Origin of the sequence: Pseudoalteromonas sp. MM17-2, from assembly GCF_022347945.1 — a bacterium.
Taxonomy (GTDB): Bacteria; Pseudomonadota; Gammaproteobacteria; order Enterobacterales; family Alteromonadaceae; genus Pseudoalteromonas; species Pseudoalteromonas ruthenica.
In genome coordinates, this window is sequence record NZ_JAKRFV010000008.1 from 121,687 (window position 1) to 136,664 (window position 14,978).

Here is a 14,978-nt window from a genome sequence, read left to right on the forward strand (position 1 = left end):
TTAACAAGTAAAATCAATTTGGATAAAACTTAGATACTGTCATCAGCCTGGCTTGTACTTTAAAGCTTACTTGCTCGAGCTGCTCCCTGTTGATATACAGTCGAATCTTCTTACCTTCCTGAATTAAGGCAGCCACACCGCCTTGCTCAAGGAACTCGAAATTACTGCCAACGGTGAATGTTGTTAAAGGCCGAGTTTTGATCCAAGGCGACAGTATATCATTCTCTATTTTTCCATCAAAGTATGTGATGTCACATTGCCGAGAAAGTTCATCATTTTGTGAACTTTTACTGAGTTCGGTTATGGCAATTGGTTGTCCACGTATCAATAAGTTCTGTTGTTGCGCAAGAAATGCACCAGGCCCTTTGCTTAAGCTAGTAAAACAATAGCGCACTGAATCAGACTGAACATGAGTAAAGTCGATAAACTTGGCTATTTGAAAAAGCAGCGCCGAGCGCACTTGATCGGGTGTTCCTGCTTGCGCAGATAGGCTGCACATCAAGGCGACTAAACAGACTACACGCATACTACTGCACCCCACTTAATGGGATCTGAACTATGAAGTGACTGCCTTGTTTATGCTCAGGAGCAAGCAGCACCTTGCCGCCAAGTGCTTGAGTTACGAGGTTGTAGACTAGGTGTAAGCCTAGACCACTGCCGCCAGAGCCTCGCTTCGTGGTCACAAAAGGATCAAAGACCCTGGGCTTTAATGTTTCGCTGATGCCGCTACCATTGTCTCGGTAGTCAATCTGTAGCTGTCCGGAGTCGGTTTGTACATCAATATCTATACGTGGATCAGGGTGATCTTTGAAGGCATGGATAAGAGAGTTACTGATAAGCTGCTGCAATATCTGTTGGATAGGCCCAGACTTTGATTGGATATGTAAGTCCTCGGGGCAGTGCACGTTTATCTGCGGGCTAATGTCATCAAGGTCGGCATGCATACTAATCATGACTTCGCCAATGAGCGCGCTTAAATTAACGTCGGTGATGCTCTCACTATCTTGGGTCACAGCGACTTTTTTAAAGCTGGCGATAAGCTCGGCTGCGCGGTTAAGGTTGCGATAAATCAACGACAGATTTTCTTCACCATCTATCAGGAAGCGCCCTAGTTGTTGCGAGGTGAGTGTTTTTTCTTCAAATGAATGGCGAATATCACCGAGCTTGTCACGCATTAATGTTGAGGCAGTTATTCCCAATCCCAAAGGGGTATTGACCTCGTGAGCGACACCCGCAACCATTTGCCCCAGTGACGCCATCTTTTCATTCTCAACAATTTGATTCTGATATTGGTGCATCCGCTCTAGCGTACTGAGTAGCTCTTGGTTGGCGTCGCGCAGGGCATCGGTGCGCAGGTTAACTTTTTCCTCAAGGCTCTGGTTTAGGGCTTCTATTTCTTTTTTATCTGTCTCATTTCGCTCGATTTGCTTTTCTGTGCGCCGCAGCATGGTGTTGACACTTAGCGCCAGCTGATTGAGCTCCGCTATATTACTGCTCGGGGCGCGAACGGTGTAGTTACGGTTTTTGGCAACGTCTTGCAGTAATTGGCTCAAAGTATCAATAGGGTTACCGATATGGCGCTGGAAAATACGCGCTATAACATAGGCGACAACCAACACCGCTACGCTCAACATAATATCGATAATTATTTTGCGGTGCAGATAATTCTCAATACTCTCTAAGCTGGCTCGAACATACACATAACCTATGGTGTTGTCTTGGTTGGTAATAGCTTTAATGATTTCTAAATGGCCATCTTCGACTTCTCCCTTACCGATACTCTCGAGACGTTTAGTTTTCACTGGCACTGGTGGCGTGCGGGGAGCGTTATAACTGGCAAAAAACTCAACTTTGTCATTGAATTCATCTATACGATAAATATGAATGTTTTTTATTGCCTCTACAGCCTGAAAGGCTTGTAGGCGCTGCTCTTCGGTTTTGCTGTCGTCAAAAAGAACCGTCACTTGAGCGTTAAAAGCGGTGAGCTCAGCAAAGGTTTCTACGCGCTCTTCCAGCTGTTCTCGCTGCTCTTGAATGTCAATGTAGGTAGAAATAGTAATAGACAAAATGAGCGACAATGACGCAACAGACATGACCGCGTAGATCAATGCCTTTCTTATACTAGTTGTTGAGCCTTGAATACTCATGAGTGTGCGCGGTTCACTAATAGCTGTGTTACAACATTAAACTAGTTTAGCAAATCATTGAATAGTCGAATGTTAAAATCAGAAAAATGCATAAATAAAAGCACTTTTGTCAGCATAGATAAGGACACCTTGGCGGCCTATGAAAATCCTTACTTCTGGTTTGCTCAAAAACCTAGCTATATCGCGTCTGGGTTTATTATAACCGCTTGGAATCCACAGGGGCTGCGCCTTGGGCAAAGACAAAATCGCTTACATACGCAGCGCTTGGCTAAACGGCTCGCAGGCTTTGACCCGCACTGGGGGTTTGGTGGTAATCAAGAGATGACCTATCGCGAGCGCAGCGCCTTAGTGCGAGCATCTCGCAGTTATGGCAAGAAGCTAATGAGGGAATTTAGCCAAAATGCTATCTACCTAATAAAAGGTGGACGACTATCTTTGTATTTCTATAATGCTCAAGAAACACCAGTCAACGGGGATTGGCAGCGCCGTGTAAGCCATCTAAGACAACTGCCACGGCGTAATTATGCTATTGGTTTTGATACACCGCAAAACGCTTCGTTTTAGCAATTGTTTGGTGGGTGTTAAATTGCTGCTGTAGTTGCTCTGGGTAGGCTAAGAAGCTATTGGCGACTAGAGTAAGCGCACCGCCTTTATTCAGGTGTGCTTTCGCGCTGGCAAAAAAGCGAGCGGTGATATCATAATCGGTCTTTAGCCCGGTATGAAAGGGCGGGTTACTGACGATGATGTCAAAGCGCTCGTTGATATTGGTTAGGCCATCGCTGAGCACAATATTGCCGTGCAGGTCATTGGCGCGCAGGGTTTGCTCACTGGCATATGCGGCTAAGGCGTTTACATCCAAGGCACTGCCTTTTATGTGGGCAAAGCGCTTCAAGCAAAAGCTGATAATAACTCCGGCGCCGCAACCAAAATCAAGTAAGGATTGGGTGTTAGTTAAATCAGGTAAGTTATCCAGTAACAACGCCGTACCATCATCCAGTTGGCCATGGTTGAATACACCCGGTAGGCTGACTATATCACAGCTCACTTGCTCACCGGCTATGCTACGAGTAAGACAAAAGCGCTTTTCGTAGCGGCTGATGTCGAACTCGGGCAACGGGGTGATATCGCTGTATTGGTATAATTGACAATGTTTGGCAGAGTCAACCTTATGGCCATGAGCAAGGCCTTTAAGCTGTTTATCAATAGACTTTACGCCGCCTTTTTTCTCCCCCACCACCAGTATCTGCGCATCATCATTAATACAAGCACGAATATTATCTAAGGTCATTAAAGCTTCGGCTTTGGCCTTAGGATAATAGTAAATTACCAAGTCGAAGCGGTGTTTAGGAAGCTCATGAGACACCAGAGTGTGGGCCTGATGTTGCTGGGCTTGGCGTTGTGCAAAGTCGCCATTCGCTTGGTTATAAGAGAATAAATAAATATCAGCTGTTGGGTTCAGCTCACGCAGTTCGCTTGCAAACCCATCACAGTTAAAATTAACCACTAAAATGGTTTGCGCGACTAACAGCTCAGGGCTGCGCAGTAGTATCTGCGACGGGTTGCTCAGTACCATATTATTTCACGCGCTCAAACATTAAATCCCAAACACCATGGCCAAGGCGATGACCACGTTGCTCAAACTTAGTGAGTGGGCGGAAATCTGGGCGTGGTACATAGTCATTAGTGCTTGATTGGTTGTTAAAATGGCTATTGCCTTGCATTACTTCGAGCATGTGCTCAGCATAGTTTTGCCAATCTGTCGCCATATGAAAGACCCCGCCAATTTTTAGTTTGCTGCGCAGGTTTTCGACAAATTCAGGTTGCACAATGCGACGTTTGTGGTGACGTTTTTTATGCCATGGATCGGGGAAGAACAATTGCACTTTAGCTAGGCTTTCATCGCTGATACAGTCCGCTAACACTTCCACCGCATCGTGTTCAAAAACGCGCAAATTGGTAACGCCTTCGGCATCAGCGTCCATCAGGCAAACACCTACTCCAGGGCGGTGAACTTCGATGCCGATAAAGTTTTGCTCTGGTGCGTTTTTAGCCATTTCTACAAGCGATTTACCCATACCAAAACCGATCTCAAGAACAACATCATTGTCATTGCCAAACACTTGGCTGAAATCAAGTAAGCCATTTTGATGCTCAAGCCCCATTGTCGGCCAGCATTTCTCTAGTGCCGCTGCTTGACCTTTGGTCAGTCGGCCTTCGCGTTTTACGAAGCTGCGTACCTTACGGATATACTTTCCTTCGCGCTGTGCTTGCTCCAATGCTTGTTGCGTAGATTCACTCATGGTCTTGGCTGTCTCTGTAAAAATGGGTGCGTATTATCCCCAGTTGTAAGAGGAAGTACAAGTAAAGGGTATTGATATTTACCTGCACAATTATAGACTGAGCGCAAATATGTACAGGGGCGTTATAAAAGTAGTGGAAATAAGTAAAAGCACGCGTGATTGGTTCGCCACTCAAGTACTCGATTGGTACGACAAACATGGTCGCAAGACGCTGCCTTGGCAGCTAGAAAAAACACCCTATAAAGTTTGGGTATCAGAGATTATGCTGCAGCAAACGCAAGTTGCTACCGTGATCCCTTACTTTAACCGCTTTATGGCGCGTTTTGAGACTATTGAGGCGTTGGCTGAAGCGCCGCAAGATGAGGTTCTCCATTATTGGACAGGTTTAGGGTATTACGCTCGAGCACGTAATCTACATAAAACCGCACAGTTGATCTGTGAGCAGTATCAGGGTGAGTTTCCGCACACCTTGGAAGAAGTAATGGCTCTGCCTGGGATAGGGCGCTCTACTGCGGGTGCTATCTTAAGCCTATCGCGCGGCGAGCATCATGCGATTCTCGATGGCAATGTAAAGCGGGTATTAGCGCGGTTTTTTATGATTGAGGGCTGGTATGGTGTCAAAAAAGTGGAAAACCAACTTTGGCATCTAAGCGAGCAATTAACACCAAAGCACGGCGTCACTCAGTTTAATCAGGCGATGATGGACTTGGGAGCAAGCCTGTGTTCACGTAGTAAATATGACTGTCAGCCCTGCCCACTCAATGATAAGTGCCAGGCGCGAATCAATGACAAAGTAAACGAGTTCCCACATTCAAAACCCAAAAAGCAAGTGCCGAAGAAGCATTGCGTAATGTTTATTCCCGTTTATGAAGGGCACACCTACATGGAAAAGCGCCCCGACCAAGGCATTTGGGGAGGGCTACATTGCTTTATCGAGTTTGCGAGCCAGGACGGGGTCAAAGAGTTTATGGCAATTAATGGTATTAGCGGTAAAGAACATAGGTTAGAGCCATTTACCCATGTATTTTCACACTTTCAGTTAACTATAGAGCCTGTTGTTGTGCATTTGCACAAACCCATACAACAGCTTGCAGAGCGCGCATTACTAACTTATTCACTAGCGCAGCAACCTGAGGTGGGGTTAGCTGCACCGACAAAGAAATTATTGAAACAGCTAAAGCAGCACCTTGCAGGTGCGAGTGTTTAAGCATTAGGTTACACTACAGAGCAATATGTATTAGATAATCGTAAATGAGGATAAACATGGCACGTACGGTATTTTGTCAGAAGCTGCAAAAAGAAGCTCCGGGACTTGCTTTTCAACTTTACCCTGGTGAAGTAGGCGAGAAGATCTTCAACAATATTTCTCAACAAGCATGGGATGAGTGGCAAAAGAAGCAGACCATGTTAATTAACGAAAAGCATCTAAATATGATGGATCCGGAGCATCGTACCTATTTAGAAGAGCAAATGGTTGGCTTTTTGTTTGAAGGTAAAGATGTAGAAATTGAAGGGTATAGACCACCTGAAAAGTAGCAACTTAGCCGGGATTTTCGCCAATAAATCTCGGTTTGCATGAAAACTGTGCAAACGGTTTGTTTATTTTAAAAAATGGTTGACTTGATACCCTAAAAACCGTTTAATACGCCGCACGCCCAGATAGCTCAGTCGGTAGAGCAGAGGATTGAAAATCCTCGTGTCGGTGGTTCGATTCCGCCTCTGGGCACCATTATTAAAGGTGTTTTTGACAATTCAGAAGCACGTGCTTTTGCACACAGTTTTGTGTGCCTGCTTAGCTCAGTTGGTAGAGCAACTGACTTGTAATCAGTAGGTCGCCAGTTCGACTCCGGCAGCAGGCACCATTCATTTGCCCAGATAGCTCAGTCGGTAGAGCAGAGGATTGAAAATCCTCGTGTCGGTGGTTCGATTCCGCCTCTGGGCACCATTATTAAAGGTGGCGCTCAATGGGCGCCATTTTTATGAAAAAATTTTTGCCCAGATAGCTCAGTCGGTAGAGCAGAGGATTGAAAATCCTCGTGTCGGTGGTTCGATTCCGCCTCTGGGCACCACGATTTAAGAAACCCTGATCAGTAATGGTCAGGGTTTTTTTATTGCCTGTAGCATAATGCAGGGCGTAATCTCACGCTTATTAGCACGGGTGGTTTTGACCAACCAGCCTCCTTCCTCGAGAGCTTGCTTTGCTAACACCGCATTCGCCACTACATCAGTACCTGAATAACGTAAGAAAGCATTCAGGAGCCAAGAAGGTGTTGCAACCGGCCAGTATCAATGCCTCAGATAGTCAAAGCACTAAGCTGGCAAGCCAAGGGTAGTAGATAGGCACTATGATAGGCGAGAGCAGTGCACTTAACGCCATGGCTGCCGAGGCGTAGGCGGCGCTGGTTTCATTGTCGGCAATAGCGGTGGCGGTGCCAATGGCATGGCAAGCACCGCCGAGGGCCACGCCTTGAGCCCCCTTATGATTGATGCCAGTCAGCTTAAGCGTGTTGAAGCCAACAATAGCACCGACAATACCAATGAGAATGACCATGGATGCGGCAATGCTGCCAAGTCCGCCTAACTGCTCGGTGATAAGTAAGGTGATAGGGGTCGTGACTGCAAGGCTTGCAAGGGAGGCCTGCAATTGTTCAGGTACCCCAAGCAAAGAGGTGATCACAACGGCGGTGGTGGTGGCCGTGATTATTCCGGCAGCCACAGCGATAAACATCAACAAGAGCTGTCGCCTTAACTGGTGGATTTGCTTATAAAGCGGTACTGCTAAAGCAACGACGGCCAACTCCAAAAGGTAATCGAAAATTTGTGTGTGAGCGCGATACTCGGTAACGTCGATGTGCCAGGCCGACAAGATAAATGCCGAGGCAGCAATAGTGAGCAAGACGGGGTTACATAGTGGCGAGCTTACCTTGGCGTGCAGGGCACGAAACGCTAAAAATAAAGCCACTGTCATAGGGATAGCCAAATACATCATTGCTCTTTACCCAAACGTTGCATTATCGTTCCGATGATAAACAGTCCAATCAGCGGGACGATTACTAGGCACAACAACAGTGGTAACCAATAGCGGGCGACCAATTCGACATGCTCTATGATGGCAGCGGCTGCGGGCACAAAAAACAGCGGCATATAATTAAGTAAGGGATGAGCACCGCGAGTGAGCCAGTGAAGTTTAACAATGCCTAATTGCAAAGCTAAAAATAGCGCTAGCATGGCACTGAGTGGTGCTGGGAAGCTCACAGAGAAGTAGTTGCTAAGGGCATGGGCTGAGAATAAAAAAGCGCTAATTATAGCAGCACTCAAAATGAACCTGGCGCTGTGTTTAATGATCTTTTTACCAGCGTCGACGCGGTTGGTACTCATCGAAGGAATCATCCTTGCGCGAAGCATTTTTAATAGCAATACGGGTATTTTTACACATCAGCAGTTTAATTTGCGAGAAAGTTTCCTTAGCCAATAGTCTACGATGGGGCTGTCGGTATGCGCTTTGCGTTAACCGTTTGATTGCACTGATGGCATCCGGTGAACGCGCGCTAAAGGTGTCGATGATGTGTGTGGCGCGTTGCTGTAAATCATTATCAATATAAGATACCAAGCCTAAATTGAGGGCCTGTTGCGCTGTAACAGGCTCTGCAGACATGGCAAGCTGTAAGTAATTATCAGCATTGAGGATTCCTGGGAGCACTAAGCTTGCTCCCATATCAGGACATAATCCCCAGCGTGACTCCATGATTGCTAAGCTAGCATCCTCACTGGCGATGCGAATATCAGCACCCAAGGCTATTTGCATCCCGCCACCCCAACATCGCCCTTGTAGTAGAGCAATTACGGGAATATTTAACGACTGCCACCCCAGCACCACGCGTTGAGCGAGGTTTTGGTTGCCTGGCAGCGGTTTAAACAGCAATTTGCAGATATCGGTGGGTTTGCTGATCACACTTTTAACGTCTAGCCCAGTGCAAAAGTCGGGCCCTTGTGCTTGAAGTATCACCGCTCGCAAATAACGCTGCTTCTTGATTTGTTTAATCACCCCATCAAGTTGTTTGAACATCTCAAAGTTCAGTGCATTACGTTTACTTTCATTAGCCAAGGTTACATAGGCAACTTGCTTAGCAGTGGTTAGTGTTATCATTATTATCTCCTCTGACCAGTATCAATTTACCTCAACATCTGATTGATGTCATGTTCCCGTTACTAGCACTTGATATACTCTGCCTGCGCAATGCACTGTACTCATTTTTAAATATCGGTATAACTTAAATACAGTGAGTTACAAAATAGTCTATATTTCTCAGGGAACTAGATTTATTTTATGTCAGTCTATTGAGCGCCTATCTGGCCATTGAAAACAACATTGCTAGCGACATAACGATTCTAAGGAGACACGCGATGCATTTATCCCCTTCGGGCCCAAAGTATTTCTATCACTCAGTTTTAGCTGGGCTCTGTTCGTTAGCCTTGGTGGGCTGCTCTGAACCGCAACAACAAAACCAGAGCATGCCAGCGCCGGCGGTGTCTGTTTATGAAGTGGCGATGCAAGAGGTTGGTAATTATCGCGAGTTTGTCGCTCGCACCGAGGCCTTTCAGGAGGCAGACATTCGTGCTCGAGTTGAGGGTGAACTCATTGAGCGGACTTTCCGTGAGGGCGCATATGTAGAAAAAGGCCAAACGTTATTTAAAATTGATGCATCGGAATACACCGCCAGTGTGAGTGAAATTGAAGCGTCCTTAAAAAGTAATCGTGCAGCGGCCTCTCGGGCTGAGCGAGATCTTAAGCGAGGGCGTGAAATTGCCAAAGATGGGTTTATTTCTGAGGCAGACTTAGACAAATTGCAAACGAACTTAGATCAAGCCCAAGCCGCTGTTAAGTCCAGTGAAGCGGCGTTAGAAAAGGCAAAGCTGAACCTCAGTTACACCACTATCGACGCGCCATTTAGTGGCCGCATAGGTAAAGTGAGCTTTGATGTGGGCAATATCGTTAACCCACAATCCGGAGCCTTGGCACAACTAACAGATATCGACCCCATCTATGTTAGTTTTCAAGTAGAAGAATCCGATTACATCAGTTACCAACAGTCGCATCAGCAAACTAATAATAGCCCTGAAGATGTCCCTTTAGATTTAAGCCTGCGCTTACCCAATGATACTGACTTTGAACAGCCGGGTACGCTGGATTTTGCCGATACTAAAATTGATCGTAGCACGGGGACGGTTGAGTTACGTGCCAAATTTGATAACCCCAATGGCATTGTAATGCCGGGCTTGTTTGTGACCTTAGTGGTTGAGAGTCAAGACAAGCAGTCGCAAGCCTTGGTGCCGCAAGCAGCAGTGCAGGAAAATCAACAAGGCAAATTTGTCTTGGTTGTCAAAGATGACAACACAGTGGCGCAGCGCTTGGTGGATTTGGGTCGGCGCATCGATGCCATGTGGGTGGTTAAATCAGGTATTGAGCAAGGCGAGCGGGTTATTGTCGAAGGCCTACAAAAAGTGCGCTCAGGGGTGGAAGTAAATCCTGTTGTTAAACAAGTCGACGCCAAAACCGGCACCATCAGTGACCAACAATAAGCGAGTCGAGGATGATCAGTAAAACTTTTATATCCAGGCCCAAACTGGCTCTGGTGATCTCCATTGTTATTACATTGGCTGGGCTTATCTCTTTGACCCAGCTGCCCGTCAATATGTATCCGCAAATCACGCCGCCGCAGGTATCGGTGACCGCGATTTACCCTGGGGCCAGCGCACAAACCATTGAAGAGACAGTTATTCGTCCCATTGAAGAGCAAATTAATGGCGTCGAAGACATGATGTACATCGAGTCCACATCCAGTAACAATGGCTCGGCAACCATCACCGTTTACTTTAATGTCGGTACGGACACCGATATGGCCCAAGTGAATGTGCAAAACAGGGTGGCGTTGGCAGAACCTAGTTTGCCTCAGGAAGTACGCCGTCAGGGGGTAACGGTTAAGAAAAAATCTAGCAACATGTTGATGGGCATAAGTTTGTACTCAGAAGACCCGAACATGGATGCGATGTTCTTAAGTAACTACGCCACTAATTATCTTACTGAGCCACTCGGGCGTATCCCTGGGGTTGCCTCTGCCGAGGTGATGGGTGAGAAAACCTATTCCATGCGTATTTGGTTACGGCCAGATAAAATGGCCTCCCTAGGAGTAACAGTTGCGGAAGTGAAGGCTGCACTGGAGGAGCAAAACATCTTGGTCGCCGCCGGTAAGCTGGGCGCTGCTCCGGCGCTACCCAACCAACAATTCGAATATGCGATTCAAGCTCAGGGGCGACTTGTCTCTGCCGATGAGTTCGGTCAAACCATTGTGCGTGCTAATTTGGACGGTAACTTTGTGCGCCTTAAAGACATCGCGCGCATCGAGCGGGGCTCAAAAAGCTATTCAGGTAGTGCTACATTCAATCAAAAAGACACCGGTTTTATTGTTATTTATCAGCTCACCGACGCCAATGCCACGGCGGTTGCTGAGCAAGTTAAAAAACGCATGGCGGAACTGTCTAAGCAGTTTCCTGATGGCCTTGAATACAAAGTGCCTTATGACACCACTGAGTTTATTAATCGCTCCATTGATGAGGTGGTTGTAACTCTTTATCAAGCGGTGGCATTGGTCATCTTAGTGGTGTTTCTATTTTTGCAAAATTGGCGTGCCACCTTGGTACCAACTGTGGCAATCCCGGTATCGCTCATTGGTACTTTTGCGGCGATGATGGCGATGGGCTACTCCATTAACTTGATTACGTTATTTGGTTTAGTACTGGCGATCGGCATTGTCGTGGATGATGCCATCATCGTGATAGAAAACGTTGAGCGCATACTCAGAGAAGACAAGCTGCCCATTAAGGAAGCGGTGACCAAAGCCATGGAGCAGGTGAGCGGGCCTATTGTGGCGACGACTTTGGTGCTGTTAGCGGTGTTTGTACCCGTAGGCTTTATGCCAGGGATCACCGGAGAGTTATACAAGCAATTTTCTGTCACCATTAGCTTTGCTGTACTGATTTCATCAATCAATGCCCTGACACTGAGCCCGGCGCTCTGTAGTTTGTTGTTGTCAGCTGAAAAAATGAAGCCAATAAAATGGTTACGACCTTTTGAAAACGCCATTACCCGCTCCACTAAGAGTTACACCGGTGTGGTTGGGTTTATGCTTAAACGAGCAGGGCGTATAGGTATTGTTGTGGTGGCGCTATTTGTTGCCACCGGTTGGTTTGCTACTAATGTACCTACCGGGTTTGTGCCCCCAGAAGACCAAGGCTTTGTCTTTGTTGATGTGCAATTGCCAGATGCCGCCGCGATTAATCGTACCGATGCTGTGGTAAAGAAAATCAGTGATGTGATCATGCAAGACCCAGCCACCGAAGATGTTATTGGCGTCTCTGGGTTCTCTTTACTTGGCGGTGCTGGCTCAAACAACGCGTTGGGCATTATGGTACTCAAAGACTGGGAGCAACGAACAGCTCCAGATATGGCCTTAAAGCAGATTATTACCCGTATCCAAGGGCAGTTATGGGCCATGCCAGATGCCCAGATTATGGTCTTTAATGCACCGCCTATCCCAGGGTTGGGGAATAGCTCGGGGTTTGAATATCGATTATTAGACTCCGAAGGTAGAGACCCAGCCGAGCTCGCGCAAGTTATGAATGGTTTGATATACGATGCCAACCAACGCCCTGAACTGCAAAATGTATTTAGTACATTCCGCGCCAATGTGCCGCAATACTTTTTAGAGGTCGATCGCAATAAAGCGAAAGCACAAGGGATCACCTTGAGCAATATCTTCTTAACCTTGCAAGCGCAGTTAGGCTCGCTCTACGTGAACGACTTTAATCAGTTTAGCCGCACTTACCAGGTCACTATTCAAGCAGAGGCGCAGTTCCGTGCTGAACCTGCTGATTTGCAGCATTACTATGTACGCAATAGTGAGGGTGATATGGTTCCTTTGACGACCATAGCCACGCTGAAGCCTATTCTTGGCCCTACCAGTATGAACCACTTCAATTTATATAGAAGTACCAGTATTACCGGCAGTGCTGCACCTGGTTATTCCAGTGGGGATGCCATTGCGGTCATGAAGGAGCTCTCTGCTCAGTTGCCTAATGGGTATATTTTTGATTGGGCAGGGCAAACACGACAAGAAATTTTAGCGGGCGACCTCGCGCCAGTACTCTTCTCATTGGCGGTACTATTTGTGTTCTTGTTCTTGGTCGCGCAATACGAGAGCTGGACGATTCCGTTTGCGGTCATAGCCGCTGTACCCTTGGCTATTTTTGGGGCCATGGCTACCTTGTTTACTGTCGGAATGACGAACAATATCTACGCCCAAGTCGGCTTTGTACTGCTAATAGGTATGTCGACTAAGACAGCTATCTTGATTGTTGAGTTTGCTATGGAGCAACGCAAGGCGGGACAGAGTATCTTTGATGCCGCGCAGATAGCCGCATCGCAGCGCTTCAGAGCGGTCTTAATGACGGCCTTGTCTTTCGTCCTAGGTGTGTTACCGCTGGTGTTGGCCAGTGGCGCTGGGGCGGCAAGTCGTGTGTCTTTAGGTGTCACAGTGATGTCAGGTATGATTGCCGCAACTGTGTTTGGTACCTTGTTTGTGCCCCTGTTTTACACCTATATTCAGCATATGCGCGAGGGTGTTAAGAGGCGACTCGGTATTAATAGCTAAAGTATAAAGCAGTGCACTAAGAGCCGGGAGTTTCCCGGCTTTTTATTGGTCGCGAGACAATGCACATTCTTATCAAGTTTTGTTATTATCGCCAGAAATAAGCATCAACGGGATCAGCACCATGTCAGGGCCGCGCCTATTCACTGAACAAGAAATAACTCATCATGCCTATGAAGTATTCTTGGAGCTTGCACCTGAGCACTTGTCCGAGCAGGATATCAATGATTTTAACGAGCATCGTGAGGCTTTGGGGTTTATAGAGGAAAGTGCGCCAAGTGAGCAATGGCAAGGGATTGTGGCGATGGAAATCGAGCCGGAGTTTTACAGCGAAGTGAGCATCGGGCTCGAGCTGGAGAATGAAGACTTGGTATTCGCACGGGTTTTGATCAGCCGTGATAAAGATGCGCCATTTTGTCACGTTATTTGGAAAGAGTAAGCACTAACTATGCGTTTTATCGCTCTATTAATTGCTTGTTGGAGTGTAAGTTGTTGGGCCGTTGACCCATTTGAAGACTTTCATGAATACGGACAGTTGACGGATGCAGAAATCCACGAAATTCACCAAGGTGAAATGTTTTACGGCGATGCCGAGTTTGGCTTTATCGTGACTCGAGGTAACACCGATTCAACGAGCTTTAAGCTACGTAGCAATATTTACCAAGATTTCACCCATTGGCGCAATCAGTTCAAATTTGACTCTTTATACCGTCGTGATGTTGATGCTGAAACCGGCGAAGAAACTATTTCGGCGCAACGATTTTTTGGCTCTGCACAAACGAACTACAAAGTAGGCGAAAAAAACGCCTCGTTGTTCTTTTACGCCGATTACGAGGAAGATGAATTCAGTGGTTTGGAGTACAAGGCCACTGTGGCAACCGGCTATGGTAATCGTCTCTACAAAGGGGTGAAAAACACCGTCGACTTTGACATCGGTCCAGGTCTATATCGCTCTGAGGGCAAACCCGCTGAAGAAGGTGAAGAGCCAACTGAAAGTGAAACGGGTTACTTACTGCGCTTGGCTTTACAGTGGGAGCGCACGGTCTCTAAACGAACTCGTTTTAATCAGTTTATCAGTGCTGAGCAGTCACTCTCAGGGCTGAATTCGCGGCTAAAATCAGAAACTTCTTTGATCAGCCAAGTGATGGGGCAGTTATCACTTAAATTTGCTTATTTATATCGTTATAACTCCAAACCGGAAGAAGATAAGCGCAATTTCGACTCAGAATTAAGCGCCACTTTCGTCTATAGTTTCAATTAATGTTAGCGCTGCGCTGACACAAAAAGGAATAGTATGTATCAACATAAGCAAACTGCTTGGGCCATTCTCATTATTTTATTGTGGGTGGGCGGCTTTTTGGGATTAGCCTTTTATCTTATGGAAGGGGATGGTCCGATGATGCTGTTTGCGGCCATTTTAGTGATACTGGCATTTTTATTTCATGGCTTAACAGTGCGTGTAGATGAACAGGGTGTAGAATGGTTTTTTGGCCCTGGTATCGCTAAAAAGCGACTCGCATTTGATGAGATTAAATCGGTTGCTGTTGTCAGTAACTCGTTTCGTCATGGGGTGGGCATTCGCATTACTCATGATGGCTGGGTATACAATGCCAGTGGTTTTGCTGCTGTAGCCATCGAACTGCATGACGGCACATTTTATCGCGTTGGCAGTAATGACGCTGATAATCTGGCTAAGCACATTAGTGCTCACTTACCGGCTCAGGAACAATGACTAGTCCTGAAATAAGTTGACACTTATTTTGATTAAAACGCCTGATGTACTTCATCGGGCGTTTTGTATTTTAGAGCCAGGTGTGGGCGTCTCT

At 46.6% G+C, this 14,978-nt stretch carries 15 protein-coding genes and 4 tRNA genes; 12 read left to right on the plus strand and 7 right to left on the minus strand.

The features are described from left to right. Positions 1-13: 13 nt before the first annotated feature. Positions 14-526 carry a YfiR family protein gene (locus tag MHM93_RS09155; protein WP_239448811.1) on the minus strand — a complete coding sequence of 171 codons (513 nt, stop codon included), beginning with the start codon at positions 524-526 and terminating at the stop codon, positions 14-16. A 1-nt stretch (position 527) separates the two neighbouring features. Next, positions 528-2,147 carry an ATP-binding protein gene (locus MHM93_RS09160; protein ID WP_239448815.1) on the minus strand — a complete coding sequence of 540 codons (1,620 nt, stop codon included), beginning with the start codon at positions 2,145-2,147 and terminating at the stop codon, positions 528-530. 69 nt (positions 2,148-2,216) lie between these two features. On the opposite strand from MHM93_RS09160, the gene MHM93_RS09165 reads away from it, so the two are divergent. Beyond that, positions 2,217-2,711, plus strand: a complete 495-nt coding sequence (locus MHM93_RS09165; RefSeq protein ID WP_239448816.1) for a DUF3293 domain-containing protein — start codon at positions 2,217-2,219, stop codon at positions 2,709-2,711. Here MHM93_RS09165 and MHM93_RS09170 read toward each other — a convergent pair. Continuing rightward, positions 2,674-3,720, minus strand: coding sequence for a methyltransferase (locus MHM93_RS09170; protein WP_239448818.1), 1,047 nt, complete (start codon positions 3,718-3,720; stop codon positions 2,674-2,676). The genes MHM93_RS09165 and MHM93_RS09170 overlap by 38 nt on opposite strands. A gap of 1 nt (position 3,721) precedes the next feature. Beyond that, the gene (trmB, locus tag MHM93_RS09175; protein ID WP_239448822.1) at positions 3,722-4,447 is read right to left on the minus strand and encodes a tRNA (guanosine(46)-N7)-methyltransferase TrmB; all 726 of its coding nucleotides are present in this window, start codon (positions 4,445-4,447) and stop codon (positions 3,722-3,724) included. A 109-nt stretch (positions 4,448-4,556) separates the two neighbouring features. On the opposite strand from trmB, the gene mutY reads away from it, so the two are divergent. The 6 genes from mutY to MHM93_RS09205 all read left to right on the plus strand — a co-directional run bounded on the left by mutY (position 4,557) and on the right by MHM93_RS09205 (position 6,516). Next, on the plus strand, positions 4,557-5,654 hold the full coding sequence (mutY, locus tag MHM93_RS09180; protein ID WP_239448823.1) for an A/G-specific adenine glycosylase: 1,098 nt from the start codon (positions 4,557-4,559) through the stop codon (positions 5,652-5,654). 56 nt (positions 5,655-5,710) lie between these two features. Further along, on the plus strand, positions 5,711-5,983 hold the full coding sequence (locus tag MHM93_RS09185) for an oxidative damage protection protein (RefSeq protein WP_022944130.1): 273 nt from the start codon (positions 5,711-5,713) through the stop codon (positions 5,981-5,983). A 117-nt stretch (positions 5,984-6,100) separates the two neighbouring features. Further along, positions 6,101-6,176, plus strand: a tRNA-Phe gene (locus MHM93_RS09190). A 57-nt stretch (positions 6,177-6,233) separates the two neighbouring features. Further along, positions 6,234-6,309, plus strand: a tRNA-Thr gene (locus MHM93_RS09195). 7 nt (positions 6,310-6,316) lie between these two features. Next, positions 6,317-6,392, plus strand: a tRNA-Phe gene (locus MHM93_RS09200). A gap of 48 nt (positions 6,393-6,440) precedes the next feature. Then, positions 6,441-6,516: transfer RNA gene (locus MHM93_RS09205), tRNA-Phe, on the plus strand. 233 nt (positions 6,517-6,749) lie between these two features. On the opposite strand, the gene MHM93_RS09210 is transcribed toward MHM93_RS09205, so the two are convergent. The 3 genes from MHM93_RS09210 to MHM93_RS09220 are packed head-to-tail and all read right to left on the minus strand — an operon-like array spanning position 6,750 to position 8,594. After that, positions 6,750-7,436: an LrgB family protein gene (locus MHM93_RS09210; protein WP_239448825.1), complete on the minus strand. Its 687-nt coding sequence runs from the start codon at positions 7,434-7,436 to the stop codon at positions 6,750-6,752. Then, entirely contained in the window at positions 7,433-7,825 is a 393-nt protein-coding gene (locus MHM93_RS09215) for a CidA/LrgA family protein (RefSeq protein ID WP_239448826.1), read from the minus strand. The genes MHM93_RS09210 and MHM93_RS09215 overlap by 4 nt, the downstream gene beginning before the upstream one ends. Further along, a complete protein-coding gene (locus MHM93_RS09220) occupies positions 7,797-8,594 on the minus strand; it encodes a crotonase/enoyl-CoA hydratase family protein (RefSeq protein ID WP_239448827.1) in 798 nt (265 codons plus the stop codon). The genes MHM93_RS09215 and MHM93_RS09220 overlap by 29 nt, the downstream gene beginning before the upstream one ends. A gap of 257 nt (positions 8,595-8,851) precedes the next feature. Between MHM93_RS09220 and MHM93_RS09225 the strand changes: the two genes are divergently transcribed. From MHM93_RS09225 to MHM93_RS09245, 5 genes are all read left to right on the plus strand, one after another. Further along, complete coding sequence (locus tag MHM93_RS09225; RefSeq protein ID WP_045978548.1) at positions 8,852-10,027, plus strand: efflux RND transporter periplasmic adaptor subunit; 1,176 nt, start codon at positions 8,852-8,854, stop codon at positions 10,025-10,027. An 11-nt stretch (positions 10,028-10,038) separates the two neighbouring features. Further along, positions 10,039-13,155, plus strand: coding sequence for a multidrug efflux RND transporter permease subunit (locus MHM93_RS09230; protein ID WP_239448828.1), 3,117 nt, complete (start codon positions 10,039-10,041; stop codon positions 13,153-13,155). A 121-nt stretch (positions 13,156-13,276) separates the two neighbouring features. Then, positions 13,277-13,591 carry an HI1450 family dsDNA-mimic protein gene (locus MHM93_RS09235; protein ID WP_022944113.1) on the plus strand — a complete coding sequence of 105 codons (315 nt, stop codon included), beginning with the start codon at positions 13,277-13,279 and terminating at the stop codon, positions 13,589-13,591. Positions 13,592-13,600: 9 nt separating this feature from the next. Then, positions 13,601-14,413 carry a DUF481 domain-containing protein gene (locus MHM93_RS09240; protein WP_138507766.1) on the plus strand — a complete coding sequence of 271 codons (813 nt, stop codon included), beginning with the start codon at positions 13,601-13,603 and terminating at the stop codon, positions 14,411-14,413. Between the two features lie 33 nt (positions 14,414-14,446). Next, the gene (locus MHM93_RS09245; protein ID WP_239448829.1) at positions 14,447-14,884 is read left to right on the plus strand and encodes a hypothetical protein; all 438 of its coding nucleotides are present in this window, start codon (positions 14,447-14,449) and stop codon (positions 14,882-14,884) included. Positions 14,885-14,978 lie beyond the last annotated feature (94 nt).

Coding starts and splice junctions, on each gene's coding strand:
- MHM93_RS09225 (WP_045978548.1), top strand. CDS start 8,852: ATGCATTTATCCCCTTCGGGCCCAAAGTATTTCTATCACTCAGTTTTA.
- MHM93_RS09165 (WP_239448816.1), top strand. CDS start 2,217: ATGTTAAAATCAGAAAAATGCATAAATAAAAGCACTTTTGTCAGCATA.
- MHM93_RS09245 (WP_239448829.1), top strand. CDS start 14,447: ATGTATCAACATAAGCAAACTGCTTGGGCCATTCTCATTATTTTATTG.
- MHM93_RS09240 (WP_138507766.1), top strand. CDS start 13,601: ATGCGTTTTATCGCTCTATTAATTGCTTGTTGGAGTGTAAGTTGTTGG.
- MHM93_RS09215 (WP_239448826.1), bottom strand. CDS start 7,825: ATGAGTACCAACCGCGTCGACGCTGGTAAAAAGATCATTAAACACAGC.
- mutY (WP_239448823.1), top strand. CDS start 4,557: ATGTACAGGGGCGTTATAAAAGTAGTGGAAATAAGTAAAAGCACGCGT.
- MHM93_RS09230 (WP_239448828.1), top strand. CDS start 10,039: ATGATCAGTAAAACTTTTATATCCAGGCCCAAACTGGCTCTGGTGATC.
- MHM93_RS09170 (WP_239448818.1), bottom strand. CDS start 3,720: ATGGTACTGAGCAACCCGTCGCAGATACTACTGCGCAGCCCTGAGCTG.
- MHM93_RS09220 (WP_239448827.1), bottom strand. CDS start 8,594: ATGATAACACTAACCACTGCTAAGCAAGTTGCCTATGTAACCTTGGCT.
- MHM93_RS09235 (WP_022944113.1), top strand. CDS start 13,277: ATGTCAGGGCCGCGCCTATTCACTGAACAAGAAATAACTCATCATGCC.
- MHM93_RS09185 (WP_022944130.1), top strand. CDS start 5,711: ATGGCACGTACGGTATTTTGTCAGAAGCTGCAAAAAGAAGCTCCGGGA.
- MHM93_RS09210 (WP_239448825.1), bottom strand. CDS start 7,436: ATGATGTATTTGGCTATCCCTATGACAGTGGCTTTATTTTTAGCGTTT.
- trmB (WP_239448822.1), bottom strand. CDS start 4,447: ATGAGTGAATCTACGCAACAAGCATTGGAGCAAGCACAGCGCGAAGGA.
- MHM93_RS09155 (WP_239448811.1), bottom strand. CDS start 526: ATGCGTGTAGTCTGTTTAGTCGCCTTGATGTGCAGCCTATCTGCGCAA.
- MHM93_RS09160 (WP_239448815.1), bottom strand. CDS start 2,147: ATGAGTATTCAAGGCTCAACAACTAGTATAAGAAAGGCATTGATCTAC.